Source organism: Haloarcula sp. CBA1129 (assembly GCF_008729015.1).
Classification (GTDB): Archaea; Halobacteriota; Halobacteria; order Halobacteriales; family Haloarculaceae; genus Haloarcula.
Window position 1 is genome coordinate 2,273,873 of record NZ_RKSM01000001.1, and the last position, 14,256, is coordinate 2,288,128.

Below are 14,256 nucleotides of genomic sequence, written 5' to 3' on the forward strand. Positions count from 1 at the left end.
TCCTGTATCGATTCATATCCCCGCAGGCGACAGTCAATTCTACCAATATTTTTGATTCTGGAACATAGACAGCTATGTTTGTTGTCTCGGTTGCAGCAAATATTACGAGTCACACAACAATCATAAGCTGTCTGGTCGATGTTTTCGTGTGGTGTGTTACCAATAGAGTCCAAGACGGGAACACACCGCTGCATCCACAGCGAGGCCACTGTGTCAGTACACGAATCCGAACCGATACGGCGGAGCATTGAGGTGGAGTACTGGGTCATCGACGACGCGGGCCGGCTGGTCGAGCCGGGCGCGCTCGTCGATGCAACCCCGGGAGCGGAGCGGGAGTTCGTCGAGCCCCTGCTAGAAGTCAAGACAACGCCGTGTGAGACAGCGACAGAGTTGCGCGAGGAACTCCTTGACCGACTCGGGGCCGTGTTGCGGCGGGCCGACGAGTTCGGGAAACGCCTCGTTCCGCTCTCGACCCCGGTCAACGCCGACGATATCCGGGAGCTGCCGAGCGACCGGACCCGGATTCAAAACTGCGTCGTCGGCGACGACTTCGAGTACGTGCGCCACTGCGCCGGCACGCACATCCACGTCGAACAGCAGCCGGGACGGGAAATCGACCAGTTGAACGCGCTAATCGCTATCGACCCCGCACTGGCGCTCGTCTCGTCGTCGCCGTACTTCCGCGGCCGGCGGCTGGCCGACAGCGCCCGCTCGAAACTGTACCGCTGGATGGCGTACAACTCGGTGCCACATCAGGGGTGGCTGTGGTCGTACGTCACCGACAGGGCCGAATGGGACCGCCGACTCGAACGGCGCTACGACGAGTTCGTGACCGCGGCTGTCGAAGCCGGTATCGACCGTCGAACCGTCGCGGCGAACTTCGAGCCCGAAAGCGCCATCTGGACGCCAGTCCAGATTCGTGCGGAGTTCGGAACCGTCGAGTGGCGGTCGCCCGACGCTGCGCTGCCGAGCCAGGTTCTGCAACTGGCCGACGCCGTGGCGTCGCTCATGGACCATCTCAGGGGGACCGAGGTGCGTATCGAGGGCGAGACGGGCCGTGTTACCGACGACGAAATCGTGCTCCCGGAGTTCGATGCCGTACTGGAGTACGCGAACGACGCTATCCGGGACGGAGTCAGCGCCGACAGCGTGTGGTCGTATCTCGACCGGATGGGATTCGACGTGGACGCGTACGAGCCGGTCGCGCCGACGTTCGACAGGCCGGAACCAATCACGGCTCGCGACGCCCGAGAGATTCGACTGGAGCACGCCGACCGCCTCCAAGACGACGTGCGACAGGCCGCACCGGTCGCACTCGATTGAAACGGGTCGCCGAAACGCGACCGTGACCAAGGGTTTTGACGCCGCCGCGCCAACCCCGGGCCATGGTAACGGCGCTCGCCGACGACAGCTGGTGGTACGATCTCACGGGCGTCAACGCGACGCTCGTCGACGACGACGGAACGCTAACGCTCGTGGACACGGGTTTCCCATGGCACGGAAACGAACTCGTCGCCGGCCTGAGCGACGCCGGGTACGAGCTCCGGGATCTGGACCGGATTCTGCTCACGCACTTCGATTTCGACCACGTCGGCGGGCTGACGGCCTTCGACGGCGTCGACGCGACAATCTACGTCGGGAAGCGGGACGTGCCGCTGGTCACCGGCGAGCAGGCCCCGCCGCTGGGAAATCACAAGGGCGCGTTCCAGCGCCTCGTTTCGCCCTTTCTGGACGCACCGGCTAACGACGTGGTTCCCCTCACCGACGGCGACACCGTCGGCAGTTTCACCGCCTATCACACCCCGGGTCACACGCCGGGCCACGTGAGCTACGTCAGTGAGGAACTGTCGCTGGGACTGCTCGGTGACCTCGTCAGGGAAGACAGCGGCCGCTTCGAGCCCTCGCCGTGGCTGGTGAGCTACGATACCGACGTGGTCAAGCAGAGCATCAGAACGCTCTGCGAGAGCGCACCGGAGTTCGAAACGGCCGTGCCGGGCCACGGCGTCCCCTTCCAGCGCGGCGGCGATGACCGACTCGACCGGCTCGCAGCGACGCTGTGACGGGCCCTTATTCGCCGTGGAGCCGACCGGCCACGAAGTCTTGGCCGCCCAATCCTACCGCGAGCGCGAATCCGATACCAATCGGGAAGACAACTGCGAGTAACAGCACGGCCAGCAACAGCGAGTCGACGCCGGCGAGGTTGAGCGCGATGACGACGGTGAACAGGTAGACGAGCGCCTGCAGAGCACCCGAGACGAGCGAGCGCGGAGCCCAGTCCTCGATGTCGTCAACCGAGGTGACCACTGTAGCGACGTGGTCCGCGACGAGCGAGCCGAGAACGAGAACGACCAGCCCGCCGATCAGCGCCGGCGTGTACAGCAGCCCCTCGTAGAGCAGCCCCGCGACCGGCGTAATTGTGAGCGTCGCGGCGGCAACGTACAGTGCCGTCGCATAGATGTAGTACTCGACTAGCAGTCCGGTGACCGTGCCCACCGTCTCGTCGTCGGCGTCGAGTAACTGACCGAAGTGCGTCTCCGGAAAGTCAGTGGTGAGTGTCGTCCGCGAGACGAGACCGGGAACGAGCGTGCCGAACAGTCGACCGAGGCCGAACCCGACAACGACGAAGACTACGGCAGCGACGATATTCGGGACGTACCCGAACAGCGAGCCGACGAGCGTCTGAAGTTCACGGATATTCAGCACCCGCACTGCCGCGAGGACGGTGGTCAGGTAGACGAAATACCGGGTGAGCAGTCCCGCAGCAGACGCGACTGCGTCCGACTCGGTCGTGACGACCGCCACCGGTGTCTCACTGGCGCGGTCGTCGAGGCCGCGTTCCAGCGTCCAGTCGTAAACAGACTCATCAAGGTACTTTCCGACACCGTAGCCGATAGCAAGGACGATCGCTGCAAGCAGAACCGTTCCGGCGGCCGAGATCCCGTTAGCGACGAGATCAGTCAAAAACTTGACGAGGCGGTCCCCGAGGTTCGCTTGCAGTAGCAACGGTCGTTCCGTAACAGCCTGGATCTCAACCATAATCTAGTTCGTTCCAGTATCTATTAATCTATCTATTAAATTCGTCGAAATAAGTGTAGAATAATCAGCGAAAGAGACGGGCTGTGATCGCAGAAGCGGAGCATTCAACGAGAGACGGCGAAAAAACGGCGGAGTAAGTCCTCAGTCGAGTTCTTCGGCGACCGCGTCGGCGTCCAGCAGGTCCGGATCGACAACGAGATCGGCCTGTCGGCTGGCGAAGTCCGGTAGCGACCCCTCGGCGTAGACGACGACCCGCAGGTCGGGATTGAGGTCCTTGGCGACGGCAATCGAAGTGGCCTGTGACATCTCGGTCAGCAGGTACACGTCGGCCTCGTGAATGCCGGCCTCCTCAAGACCGGGTCGGTTGCCGACATCGGCAACCGTGACCGCGTGGCCCTCGGCATCGAGCGCGTCTCTGAGTCCGTTCGGGTCCGAACCGACGAGAACGACCTTCATTCGTACTCGATGGTCGCCGGCGGTTTGTGGGTCACGTCGTAGACGACGCGGGCGACGTTCTCGTGGGCCCCGGTGATGCGCGACTGCATGCGCTGGAGCGTGTCCCAGTCCAGTTCCTGAGCGCGGGCAGTCATGCCGTCCCGGCTCTCGACGGAGCGGACGGCGACGACCCAACCGTGGACGCGGTTGTCGCCCTTGACACCCGTGGCCTTGCCGATGACGGCGGCGAGTGCCTGCCACGGCTCGTACTCCTCCAGTTCCTCCTCGACGACGTGGTTGGCCTCACGGGCGACTTCCAGTTTCTCCTCGGTGACTTCGCCGATGATGCGCACGGCAAGTCCGGGGCCGGGGAACGGCATCCGCTCGGAGATGATCTCTTCGAGGTCGAGCGCGCGGGCCACCTCGCGGACCTCGTCCTTGTAGAGGTCCCGCATCGGCTCGACGATGCCCTCGAAGTCGATTCGCTCGGGGAGGCCGCCAACGTTGTGGTGGGACTTGATCGTTCCTTCGCTCTCGATACGGTCGGGGTAGATGGTCCCCTGCACGAGGTAGTCCGCGTCGACCTCGCGAGCGACCGTCTCGAACTCCCGGATGAACTGCTCGCCGATGATGTGGCGCTTCTCCTCGGGGTCGGTCTCGCCTTCGAGTTCGTCGAGGAAGCGGTCCTGTGCCTCGACGATGCGGAGCGAGTCCATGTAGTCGAAGGTCTCGCGGATCTCGTCGGTCTCGCCTTTCCGCATCAGCCCGGTGTCGACGTAGACGGCGGTGAGCTGGTCGCCGATGGCCTCGTAGGCCAACGCGGCGGCGGTCGAAGAGTCGACGCCGCCAGAGAGCCCGATGACAGCGTGCTTGTCACCGATCTCGTCCGCGATCTCTGCTTTCGCCTCCTCGATGAACTCGTCGACGTCCACCATCAGTGGCTCACCTCCTCGGTCGTCACGCTGTGCGGGTCGTCGCCGAGCACAGCCTCAAGGAGACCGACGAAGGGCGGGCTGGCACGCGTCGGTCGCGAGCGGAACTCCGGATGGAACTGCGTCCCGATGAAGTAGGGGTGGTCCTCGGGCGCGAGTTCGAGTATCTCCATACGGTTTTCGGCGTAGCCGGAGAACTTCAGCCCGGCGGCTTCGAGGTCGTCGATGTACTCGGGGTTGACCTCGTAGCGGTGGCGGTGCCGTTCCGTACAGGACTCGCCACCGTACAGCGTCGCCGCAAGCGTGTTCTCGTCGATTTCGGTCTCGTGGGCACCCAGCCGCATCGTCCCGCCCATGTCCTCGATCTCGTACTGCTCCGGGAGGATATCGATGACGGGGTGGGGCGTGTCCTCGTCCAGTTCCGCCGAGTGTGCGCCCTCTAGATCCAGCACGTTACGGGCGTACTCGACGACGGCCATCTGGAAGCCGAGACAGAGCCCGAGGAACGGGACGTCGTTCTCGCGGGCGTACCGGATGGCTTCGATTTTACCCTCCGTGCCACGGGCACCGAAGCCGCCCGGCACGACGATAGCGTCGGCCTCGCGCATCCGGTCGGCGTGGTGATCGTTCATCTTCTCGGAGTTGACCCACCGGACGTTCACGTCGACGTTCTTCTCCAGCCCGGCGTGTTTCAGCGCCTCGTGGACGGACATGTATGCGTCTTCGAGGTCGTACTTGCCGACGAGGGCGACCTCGACCTCGCCTTCGGTCTTCTGGGTGACGAGGTCACGCCAGCGGTTCTCCCGTTCGTCCTCGGGCAGCGCCTCCGACGCGATGTCGAGTTCTTCCATCACGTACTGGTCAAGGCCCTCTTCTTCGACCATCAGCGGGACGTGGTAGATGTCGTCGACATCGGGATTCGAGAAGACGGCTTCTGTCGGTACGTCACAGAACAGCGCGATCTTCTCCTTCGTGTCGATGTCGAGTTTGTCCGAACAGCGGCCGACGAGGATGTCGGGCTGGAGGCCGATAGATCGCAGTTCCTTCACGGAGTGCTGGGTGGGCTTGGTCTTCTGCTCGCCGTTTTTCGAGTAGGGCACGAGCGTGACGTGGGTAAAGAGAATATCGTCCTCGTCCTCCTCGTGGGCGAACTGCCGGAGCGCTTCGAGATAGGGCATTCCCTCGATGTCGCCGACGGTGCCGCCGACTTCGATGATACAGACGTCGTTGCCCTCGGCGGCCTCACGGATGCGCCGCTTGATGTCGTCAGTGATGTGTGGGATGATCTGGACCGTACGACCAAGGTAGTCGCCGGACCGCTCTTTCTCGATGACGTGCTGGTAGGTCTTGCCCGTGGTGACGTTGTGGTCGAAGGTCATGTCGATGTCGAGGAACCGCTCGTAGTTCCCCAAGTCGAGGTCGACCTCCCCGCCGTCTTTGAGCACGTACACCTCGCCGTGCTGGAAGGGGTTCATCGTCCCGGCGTCGACGTTCAGGTACGGGTCAATTTTGACCGCTGTAACGTCGAACCCGGCGTTTTTGAGTAATCTGCCTGTACTGGCGGCGGTGATGCCTTTCCCTAGGCCAGACATCACACCACCGGTGACGAAAATGAACTTCCGACCCAGCTCGGGGTCGTAGTCCGTTTCAGGTTCGGTCGGCATACCGACGGTGAACCCCGCGTAGTCTAAACGGTTTCGGAGCGCGCACTGTTCGCCACCCCGCCGCACTGTCAACGGGGCTACAGTGTCGGCTGCGTGAGGACACGCCACACGGCAACGAGGACAGCGAGAGACAGCGCCGAGAACACCGCATCACCGGGACTGGAGCCGATGGCGAGGAACAGCAGATAGCCGGCGATGAACCCACCCAGAAATGAAACCGCACCGTGCCGTGTCGACTGAGACACCGCCTTTCTGGTGTGTGTTGACATAGTACATTATTGATCAGTATGTAGTATAAGTGTACCTCCGGAATCCGTGATCGGGCTCGGTGACGGTCAGGACTTGAGTACGCCGGATCTGATAGCGACGTAGGTCCCGAGACTGCCGACTGAAGCGAGGATGAGCGCCCGGGCTGGTCCGCCGGCGACGAGCGCCGTCTGCATCAGTACTAACAGCGCCACCAGCGTGGCGATGAACGAAACGGCTGCGAACGCAAGCGGGCGGTTCATGGGCAGAGATTGGGTCGACAGCGCCTCTGTCTTTCGATACTGTCCAGCAGGCGCAGCAGGCGCGGCTATCAGCGATGCGTCGTATCGCTTCTGCACTGGCGGTGAGAATTAACTACGGACCCCGAACAGTGGTTCCCGACAGCTACAGGTGGTCACGGAGGAAGGGGCCGACAGTCTCGGCGATACGGCCGCGCTGACCGACGAAGTGATGGTCGGCCGGCAGGCGCTCGACAGCGTGTCCCAACTCGGCGGCCCGGTCGACGACCGGCTCCCAGTCGACGGTGTCGTCGCGCTCGCCGACGACGACCTGTACCGGGCAGTCGATAGCGTCGAGCGCGGCAGTAGCATCGAGGTGCTCGGTCAGTCCGGCCGGTGGCGCGAGCACTGACAGGACCGCTGGGCCGGCGTCGCCATCGACCTCGGCGGCCGTCCGCAACGCCACAGCCGCGCCGAAACTGTAGCCGAACAGACCGACGGCGTCTGTCTGCTCGCTCGCCCACGCCAGCGCGTTCTCGGCGTCGGCCCGTTCGCCGCGGCCCTCGTCCCACGCGCCGTAATCGAAGCGGAGACAGCCGATTTCGGGTGCAATCGCGTCGCTGACCGCTTCGAGGCGACTGTCAGACCGAGAGCCACCGTACTGTGGGTGTGGCGGGCACGCGACGACCACGGTGTCCGATGCTGGGCGGTCAAGCGACGCGGTGACGCCCCGCCCACCCGGTATCCCGACGGTAGTCATACGTGTTCACTCGCCAGCCCTCTGTAAGAAATTTAAGGTTGGAGAGACCAATGCGCATGTATGGGAATCCTCTCGCGCGCGTCGTACGTCATCCGCTCCAAGCTCAACGCCGTCCTGAACCGAGCGGAGGACCCGACAGAGACCCTCGACTACAGCTACGAGCAGCTCCGTGACGAACTGCAGGACGTCAAGCAGGGCATCGCGGACCTGACGACCCAGAAGAAGCGACTGGAGATACAGAAGCGCCGCCTCGAAGAGAACGTCGAGAAGCACAACGAACAGGCCCGTCAGGCCGTCGAGCAGGACCGGGAGGACCTCGCACGCCAAGCTCTGGAAAAAAAGAAGCAGAAAATGAGCCAGATCGAGGAGCTGGAAGGCCAGATACAGGACCTGCAGGCCCAGCAAGACCAGCTCGTCGAGCAGAAAGACGAACTCCAGAAACAGATCGAGCAGTTCCGGACCAAGAAGGAGACGATGAAGGCCCGCCACGAGGCCGCCAAGGCCTCGGCACGTGTCAACGAGGCAATGACCGGCGCGGGCGACGAGATGCAGGACATCAATCAGGCCATCGAGCGCGCGGAGGAACGCACCGAGGACATGGAAGCCCGCTCGCAGGCGATGGACGAACTCCGCGAGGACGGGGTGCTCGAAGACCAGCTCTCAGACAAGAGTACGCTGGAGCGCGAGCTCGAAGAAGTCCAACAGAAGGGGTCTGTCGACGCCGAACTCGACACGCTGAAAGCCGAGATGGGGAAAGCCGAGGACGGCGACGGCGAATCGACCGACTCCGAGAGCGCCTCGGAGTCCGAACTCGAACAGGAACTCGCCGACGAGTCCACGCAGGTCGACGTGGACGAGAGCGAGGTCGAGGCCGAGTTGGACGAACTGAAAGAGGACGAGCAGTAGCGACGACGACACGCAGCGCCGATACCGGCGTTTTCACAGCGGCCAGACGACCGATACCGAGAGCGTCGTGACCACGCACAGAAGCAACTGGAGCGGCGCGCCGACGCGCGCGAAGTCGGTGAAGCGGTAGCCGCCGGGGCCGTACACCATCAGGTTCGTCTGGTAGCCGATGGGCGTCAGGAACGCCGTCGCGACCGCAAAGGTCACGACCGCGAGGAACGGGAACCCGGCGACGCCGATTTCGGCGGCGGTGGCGACGGCAATCGGAATCATCAACACGACGGTCGCGGCCGGGGTGATGACGCTGGCGAGGACGGCCGTCAGGAGATACACCAGCGCCAGCAGCGCGAGCGGCGGGAGGACGCCGGCGGCGTCGACGAGGAGCGCGCCGACGAACGCGGCCCCGCCAGTGGCCTGCATCGCCTGCCCCAGCGGGAGCAGGCCGGCGAGCAGGAACACGACGTTCCAGCTCACCGCGTCGTAGGCCTTCGACGCGCTCAGCGTGCCGGTCGCGACTGTGGCGACGACGCCGCCCAGCGCGGCGATGTAGATGGGGAGCAGGTCCAGCGCCGCGAGCGCGATGACGGCGAGCAGGGTCGCGAGCGGGACCGCCGCCGAGGCGTCGAGCGACGCCGTCGTCCCGCCGTCGAGCGCGTCGAACAGTTCCGGCGGCCCTTCAGTCAGGACCAAGTAGCCCTCGTCTTGGAGGTGACCCACCTCGTCGACGGGCGTCTGGAGCAAGAGCAGGTCGCCGCGGGAGAGTTCGACCGCTTCGAGGTTGTCGTGGATGATTTCGTCACCCCGACGAACAGCGAGGACTGTCACGTCGAACCGGCTGCGCAGTTGCACGTCGGCAAGGGTTCGCCCGCGGAGCCGCGACTCCCCGTCGATGACAGCCTCGGCGAGGACACCCGGATGGTCACCCGCTGCTAAGAGGTCCGCCGTGACGGACTCGCGAGCGAGGTTCCGCAGGTCGAACGTCTGCGCGAACTGATTGACCGCCTGACGGTTGCCGCGGACCGTCAGCACGTCCCCGGGTTCAAGCGGCCGGTCGGTGGCCGTAGCGAAGAACGATTCGCCGTTGCGGTCGATCTGGAGCACGTCGATATCGAGCGGGTCGCTCGCGGCGAGGACCTGTTCGACGGTCGCGTCGGTCGGCAGTGACTCCCCCGCGCCGACCGCCTCGGCCACGTCGTCAGCGACGCCGCCTTCGAGCGCCTCCTGAACCGTCAATCCGATCAGCGGCGACGCCTCGCGGACTCGTAACTGCGCCAGATGTCGGTCCATGTCGAACTCCTCCGTGAAGTCGGCCGCGGGGTGAATCCGTTCGGGGACGAGTGCCCGGCCAACGGTCAGCAGGTAGGCCACACCGACGACGAGGATGACGATTCCGACGGGCGTCAGCGTGAACATCGAGAACGAACGGTCGAGCAACTGCGCCGAGAGGTCGCTGGCGAGTAAGTTCGTTGACGTCCCGACCAGCGTGAGCGTCCCGCCGAGCATCGCGGCGAAGGAGAGCGGCAACAGCAGGTTCGACGGGGAGATGCCGTACCGGTCCGAGAGCCCGGTGACGAGCGGGATGAAGACGGCGACTACCGGCGTGTTGTTGACGAACCCCGCGCTGACGCCCGTCGTGCCGACGATGGCGGTCAGCAAGCGCCGTTCGTCCCCACCCGTCAGCGCCGCCAACTTCCCGGCCAGCCAGTCGACGACGCCCGCGGACTCGACGCCGGCGCTGAGGATGTACATCGCGACAATTGTGACGACCGCCGGGCTGGCGAACCCCTCGATGGCCGTCCGGGCCGGGACGCCGGTGTACGGTTCGAGAACGACCAGTGCGACGAGGACTGCGACGGCCGTTATGTCCGGCGGCAGCCACTCGGTGACGAACAGCGTCAGGGCGGCGGCGACGAGCGCGAACACCACGAGCGCGCCCGTCGAGAGCGGGGGCATACCACGTCTCTCGGCGGACGGCGATAAAAACGTCCGGGAATCGCCGGTCAGCGGTCGATGCGTTCACTCCGGCGTCGGCTCGTATCCCGGACCGACCCGGAGCGTCAGCGCTGTCTCACGCACTGACAGCGGCAGCGTTTCGTGCGTGCTGAGTTCGCCATCGCGGCTGAACGTGATGGGCTCGCCGTGGCCGTCGACAGTGATCTCATCGGCCCGGACGTGAGTCACCCCGTCGGTGTCCAGCGCCAGCAGTCGCTGGCCGATGGCCTCCGCGACGAGGTTCCCCGTTGGCATCTGTTCGACGATGGCCACGTCCAGCAGGCCGTCCTCCATGTTTGCCTGTCCGCCTTCGGCGACGAACTTTCGGGCGTTGCCCACCAGTAGACAGGCGGCCTCACCCGACCACGTGAACGGGCCGTCCTCGCCGACGGCCTCGATGGTGATGTCGAGCCCGTCGAAGCGGAGCGCCTCCTGTGCCCCGGTAAGCAGAAACGCAAGTGTCCCGAACCGCTCTTTGAGTTCGCCGGAGGTCGAGACGCTGGCGTCGGCGGGGAGCCCGGCGATACAAGAGACGAGGAACGGTTCGTCGCCGGCCATTCCGACATCCACGGTCCGCTTCTCCCCGGTGTCGGCGATTTCGATGCCGTGTTCGATGTCACCGACGCCGATGGTCCCCGCGAGGAGGTTCGCGGTCCCGGCCGGGATGACGCTCAGTGTCACTGAATCGAGGTGGCCGGCAGCATCGAGGCCGCGGGCCACCTCGTTTATCGTCCCGTCACCGCCACAGACGGCGACCTCAGAGGCCTCGGCCCGACCGGCCTCGCGGCCGAGTTCGACCGCATCGCCCGCCGTCTCGGTTTCGGACACCTCGAACCCACGGGCCTCCATCAGCCGCGGGACGTAGTCGGCGTGCTCGCCGTTGCCGCTGGCGGGGTTGAGGATGCACCGACGCGAACCAATCTGCATGGTACTATCGAATTCAGACCGGCACTTATACCGTGGTGATGTGGCACGGCATCACTCCCAGTCGACGTCGACGCTCCGGTCCGTCTCGCGGAGGATGAACGGGCCGATGGCGAGCGTTCGTTTGGTTATTGTGACGATGCGAAGGACGTACGAGATCAGGACTGTAAATGGCAGCAGCGATGCTGTCGTCGTCACTGCGAGGAGCCACAACACGTCGGGGACACCGGCCGTGACGCCGACGAAACCCTGCACATCGAGGAACAGCAACGAGGTGATTGCGACGGTAAGTGCCGGGATAGCGACGTACAGCAGCGTTCGAGAGAGGGCCGACAGTTCCCATTGGAAGTACAGCGTTTTGAAGTGTTCTCGGGCTGGGCCGAACAGTTCGAGCGTCTCGACGAGGTCCGCAAGCGAGTCGTCGATGTCATCAGTGAGTTCGTCGGCGTAGGCCTCGCGGATGCGCCGACCGATGTACAGCTTCCAAGAGTAGTTGTAGTTCAACGCGGCCTTGAGGACATCGAACTCGCCGAAGGTCCCGCCTTCGAGCTGGCCAGTGACCCCGTCGGCGTTGCTCCGAACGTCGTCCAGATAGGTCGACAGCAGCGCCGTCAGGTCATCATCAAGCGTAGTCGCGTCGACGGTGTCTTGAATCGTCTCAGCCTGTTCGGCAGTCCCGCGGACCAGCGACCGGAGAAACGCCGAGGGCTCTGCCGGACTGACTGGCGTGTCGACGGCCTTAGCAACGTCGGCGCGGAACTGCATCGACCCGTCCATCCGCTCGCGCTGATCACCGACAGCACCGAGTTCCTGTGACAGGACGAGCTGGTTCAGTGTCAGGACCAAGGTAACGGCGGTTATCGTCCCCGTGATCAGCGCCTGAAACAGCGTTTCAACGGGGTCGCCGCGAGTCAGCAGCGTCAGGGCCGGTGTGGGGTGTAAGAGCCCGACCGCCAGAATTCCACAGAACAGGACGGCAGAGAGCAGGCCGGTGACGAGCCAGCGGTTCGCATCGAGGAGAAACCAGAGGAGTCGAGTGTCACCGGCGGCGCGCTCCCGCATGGTGTCGCTCGACTCCCCGCTGTCGGCGGTCATACAGGTCGGCTCGCCCGCCGGGGATAAAAGGGCGCGCCCGGGACGCGCTGAGAGTCGATGGATGGTCAGCGAGAATCAGTCGTGAGCAGCGACTACCGGCCGGCGAGGAACGTCACGGCAGTTCGCTGCTGCTCGATTTCGGTTTCGAGGTGGTCGCGGAACTCGGCGATGTCGATGTCCTTCTCTTCTCGTTCCTTGCGGTCCCGGACCGAGATGGTCCCGGCTTCCTCCTCGTTGTCCCCGATGACGCACATGTAGGGTACTCGGTCGTCATGGGCCTGCTGGATCTTCTTGCCGACGGTCCAAGAGCGGTCCTCGATGGTGACCCGGAAGTCGTCGAGTTCGTCCTGAATCTCCTCGCAGTACTCGATGTTGTCGTCGCTGACCGGGAGCAGGCGAATCTGCTCGGGCGCGAGCCACGGCGGGAACTTCCCGTTGTAGTGCTCGGTCAGCACCATGAAAAAGCGCTCGTAGGAGCCATACAGCGCGCGGTGGATCATCACCGGGCGGTGTTCCTCGTTGTCTTCGCCGGTGTAGGAGAGATCGAACCGCTCGGGCATGTTGAAATCCAGCTGGACGGTGGGGCCGTCCCAGTGGCGGCCGAGCGCGTCCTCGAAGGCGAAGTCGATCTTCGGGCCGTAGAAGGCCCCATCGCCTGCTTCGACGACGTAGTCGATGTCCTGTTCTTCGAGGACAGCCTCCAGTTGGGACTCGGCTTTCTCCCAGATTTCGTCGCCGCCGACGGATTTCTCGGGTCGGGTAGCGAACTGGACGGTGTAGTCGAGGTTGAACGTATCCAGCGTGTCGAGGATGATGTCGACCGTCGCCAGCACTTCCTCCTCGATCTGGTCCGGGCGGACGAACAGGTGGCCGTCGTCGATGGTGAAGGCCCACGTTCGGGAGAGCCCGGAGAGTTCGCCGCGCTGTTCCTTGCGGTAGACCTTCCCGTCCTCGAAGTACCGCACCGGCAGGTCCCGGTAGCTCCAAGAGTTCTGCTCGAAGATGGTGGCGTGACCCGGGCAGTTCATCGGCTTCAGGCCGTACTCCTCGTCGTTGACGTCGAGCAGGAACATGTCGTCGACGTAGTTCTCGTAGTGGCCCGACTTCTTCCACAGTTCGGTACGGAAGACGTGAGGCGTCTCGACCTCGTCGTAGCCGGCGTCGCGGTTGAGCCCGGCGACGTAGTCCGAGAGTTCGTTGAGGATCTTCTTGCCGTTGGGTTCGTACAGCGGCAGGCCCGGCCCCGTCGTCTCGTCGATGGAGAACAGGTCCATCTCCTGACCGATCTTGCGGTGGTCGCGCTCCTCGGCCTTGCGGCGCTGTTCGAGGAACTCATCGAGCGCGTCCTGCGTCGGGAAAGCGGTTCCGTACACGCGGGTCAGCGTCTCGTTGTCCTCCTCGCCGCGCCAGAAGGCCGCGGAGATTTCGAGCAGGGCGAAGCCGCCGATTTCGCCGGTCGATTCGACGTGGGGGCCCTGACAGAGGTCTTCGAACTCGCCTTGGCTGTAGAAGGAGACCTGCTCGTCGTCTGCGGCCTCAGTTTCGAGGATATCCTGCTTGAACGGGTTGTCCTCGTAGCGCTCGGAGGCCTCATCGCGGTCGACGAGTTCGCGTTCGATGTCGAGGTCCTCCTCGATTATCTCCTCGGCTTCGGCCTCGATGGCTTCGAGGTCGTCCTCGTCTAGATCGACGCCGGTGATGTCGTAGTAGAACCCGTTATCGGTCCACGGCCCGATTGTGAGCTTCGCGTCGGAGTAGAGCCGCTGCAGGGCCTGTGCGAAGACGTGGGCGGCGGAGTGCCGAAGCACGTCGAGATACTCGTCACTGCTCTCGGTGACGATTTCGAGCTCAACGTCGGCTGTCAGCGGCGTGTGCTTGTCGACAAGTTCGCCGTCGACGACACCGGCGACCGTGTCATCACCTAGCCCTGGCCCGATTTCGTAGGCGACATCCTCGACCGTGCTGCCACGCTCGACCTCTAGGGGGGTCCCGTCGGGCAGCGTGACCGTGACCGTACTCATATCCGA

14 protein-coding genes are annotated in these 14,256 nt (G+C 64.2%); 3 read left to right on the plus strand and 11 right to left on the minus strand.

The features are described from left to right. The first annotated feature begins 252 nt into the window (after positions 1 to 252). Together Har1129_RS11450 and Har1129_RS11455 are read left to right on the plus strand one after the other, a co-directional pair. Complete coding sequence (locus Har1129_RS11450; RefSeq protein WP_151102139.1) at positions 253 to 1,323, plus strand: glutamate-cysteine ligase family protein; 1,071 nt, start codon at positions 253 to 255, stop codon at positions 1,321 to 1,323. A gap of 62 nt (positions 1,324 to 1,385) precedes the next feature. Continuing rightward, on the plus strand, positions 1,386 to 2,060 hold the full coding sequence (locus tag Har1129_RS11455) for an MBL fold metallo-hydrolase (protein WP_151100768.1): 675 nt from the start codon (positions 1,386 to 1,388) through the stop codon (positions 2,058 to 2,060). A gap of 7 nt (positions 2,061 to 2,067) precedes the next feature. Here the strand turns inward: Har1129_RS11455 and Har1129_RS11460 are convergent, their stop codons facing one another. The 7 genes from Har1129_RS11460 to Har1129_RS11485 form a co-directional block, all read right to left on the minus strand. Further along, the gene (locus tag Har1129_RS11460) at positions 2,068 to 3,036 is read right to left on the minus strand and encodes a hypothetical protein (RefSeq protein ID WP_151100769.1); all 969 of its coding nucleotides are present in this window, start codon (positions 3,034 to 3,036) and stop codon (positions 2,068 to 2,070) included. A gap of 141 nt (positions 3,037 to 3,177) precedes the next feature. Continuing rightward, on the minus strand, positions 3,178 to 3,492 hold the full coding sequence (locus Har1129_RS11465; RefSeq protein ID WP_151100770.1) for an NAD-binding protein: 315 nt from the start codon (positions 3,490 to 3,492) through the stop codon (positions 3,178 to 3,180). Further along, positions 3,489 to 4,406 carry a glutamine-hydrolyzing GMP synthase gene (guaA, locus tag Har1129_RS11470; protein ID WP_151100771.1) on the minus strand — a complete coding sequence of 306 codons (918 nt, stop codon included), beginning with the start codon at positions 4,404 to 4,406 and terminating at the stop codon, positions 3,489 to 3,491. The genes Har1129_RS11465 and guaA overlap by 4 nt, the downstream gene beginning before the upstream one ends. Next, positions 4,406 to 6,067: a CTP synthase gene (locus Har1129_RS11475; protein ID WP_151100772.1), complete on the minus strand. Its 1,662-nt coding sequence runs from the start codon at positions 6,065 to 6,067 to the stop codon at positions 4,406 to 4,408. The genes guaA and Har1129_RS11475 overlap by 1 nt, the downstream gene beginning before the upstream one ends. Before the next feature lie 77 nt (positions 6,068 to 6,144). After that, complete coding sequence (locus tag Har1129_RS11480; protein WP_151100773.1) at positions 6,145 to 6,336, minus strand: hypothetical protein; 192 nt, start codon at positions 6,334 to 6,336, stop codon at positions 6,145 to 6,147. 66 nt (positions 6,337 to 6,402) lie between these two features. Further along, positions 6,403 to 6,576, minus strand: a complete 174-nt coding sequence (locus Har1129_RS20610; protein WP_191906162.1) for a hypothetical protein — start codon at positions 6,574 to 6,576, stop codon at positions 6,403 to 6,405. 142 nt (positions 6,577 to 6,718) lie between these two features. After that, positions 6,719 to 7,312, minus strand: coding sequence for an alpha/beta hydrolase (locus Har1129_RS11485; RefSeq protein WP_151100774.1), 594 nt, complete (start codon positions 7,310 to 7,312; stop codon positions 6,719 to 6,721). Positions 7,313 to 7,372: 60 nt separating this feature from the next. Between Har1129_RS11485 and Har1129_RS11490 the strand changes: the two genes are divergently transcribed. Further along, positions 7,373 to 8,218 carry a PspA/IM30 family protein gene (locus Har1129_RS11490; RefSeq protein ID WP_151100775.1) on the plus strand — a complete coding sequence of 282 codons (846 nt, stop codon included), beginning with the start codon at positions 7,373 to 7,375 and terminating at the stop codon, positions 8,216 to 8,218. A 33-nt stretch (positions 8,219 to 8,251) separates the two neighbouring features. Here Har1129_RS11490 and Har1129_RS11495 read toward each other — a convergent pair whose 3' ends face one another. The 4 genes from Har1129_RS11495 to thrS all read right to left on the minus strand — a co-directional run bounded on the left by Har1129_RS11495 (position 8,252) and on the right by thrS (position 14,250). Next, entirely contained in the window at positions 8,252 to 10,171 is a 1,920-nt protein-coding gene (locus Har1129_RS11495) for an SLC13 family permease (protein ID WP_151100776.1), read from the minus strand. 63 nt (positions 10,172 to 10,234) lie between these two features. Continuing rightward, positions 10,235 to 11,137, minus strand: a complete 903-nt coding sequence (locus Har1129_RS11500; RefSeq protein ID WP_151100777.1) for a diacylglycerol kinase family protein — start codon at positions 11,135 to 11,137, stop codon at positions 10,235 to 10,237. A 51-nt stretch (positions 11,138 to 11,188) separates the two neighbouring features. Next, entirely contained in the window at positions 11,189 to 12,229 is a 1,041-nt protein-coding gene (locus Har1129_RS11505; RefSeq protein ID WP_151100778.1) for a hypothetical protein, read from the minus strand. Between the two features lie 92 nt (positions 12,230 to 12,321). After that, complete coding sequence (gene thrS, locus Har1129_RS11510) at positions 12,322 to 14,250, minus strand: threonine--tRNA ligase (RefSeq protein ID WP_151100779.1); 1,929 nt, start codon at positions 14,248 to 14,250, stop codon at positions 12,322 to 12,324. Between the last annotated feature and the right edge of the window lie 6 nt (positions 14,251 to 14,256).

What these genes read in the sequence shown, in the direction of transcription:
- Har1129_RS11455 (WP_151100768.1), top strand. Translation starts at nt 1,386, where the DNA reads ATGGTAACGGCGCTCGCCGACGACAGCTGGTGGTACGATCTCACGGGC.
- Har1129_RS11460 (WP_151100769.1), bottom strand. Translation starts at nt 3,036, where the DNA reads ATGGTTGAGATCCAGGCTGTTACGGAACGACCGTTGCTACTGCAAGCG.
- Har1129_RS11465 (WP_151100770.1), bottom strand. Translation starts at nt 3,492, where the DNA reads ATGAAGGTCGTTCTCGTCGGTTCGGACCCGAACGGACTCAGAGACGCG.
- guaA (WP_151100771.1), bottom strand. Translation starts at nt 4,406, where the DNA reads ATGGTGGACGTCGACGAGTTCATCGAGGAGGCGAAAGCAGAGATCGCG.
- Har1129_RS11475 (WP_151100772.1), bottom strand. Translation starts at nt 6,067, where the DNA reads ATGCCGACCGAACCTGAAACGGACTACGACCCCGAGCTGGGTCGGAAG.
- Har1129_RS11480 (WP_151100773.1), bottom strand. Translation starts at nt 6,336, where the DNA reads ATGTCAACACACACCAGAAAGGCGGTGTCTCAGTCGACACGGCACGGT.
- Har1129_RS20610 (WP_191906162.1), bottom strand. Translation starts at nt 6,576, where the DNA reads ATGAACCGCCCGCTTGCGTTCGCAGCCGTTTCGTTCATCGCCACGCTG.
- Har1129_RS11485 (WP_151100774.1), bottom strand. Translation starts at nt 7,312, where the DNA reads ATGACTACCGTCGGGATACCGGGTGGGCGGGGCGTCACCGCGTCGCTT.
- Har1129_RS11490 (WP_151100775.1), top strand. Translation starts at nt 7,373, where the DNA reads ATGGGAATCCTCTCGCGCGCGTCGTACGTCATCCGCTCCAAGCTCAAC.
- Har1129_RS11495 (WP_151100776.1), bottom strand. Translation starts at nt 10,171, where the DNA reads ATGCCCCCGCTCTCGACGGGCGCGCTCGTGGTGTTCGCGCTCGTCGCC.
- Har1129_RS11500 (WP_151100777.1), bottom strand. Translation starts at nt 11,137, where the DNA reads ATGCAGATTGGTTCGCGTCGGTGCATCCTCAACCCCGCCAGCGGCAAC.
- Har1129_RS11505 (WP_151100778.1), bottom strand. Translation starts at nt 12,229, where the DNA reads ATGACCGCCGACAGCGGGGAGTCGAGCGACACCATGCGGGAGCGCGCC.
- thrS (WP_151100779.1), bottom strand. Translation starts at nt 14,250, where the DNA reads ATGAGTACGGTCACGGTCACGCTGCCCGACGGGACCCCCCTAGAGGTC.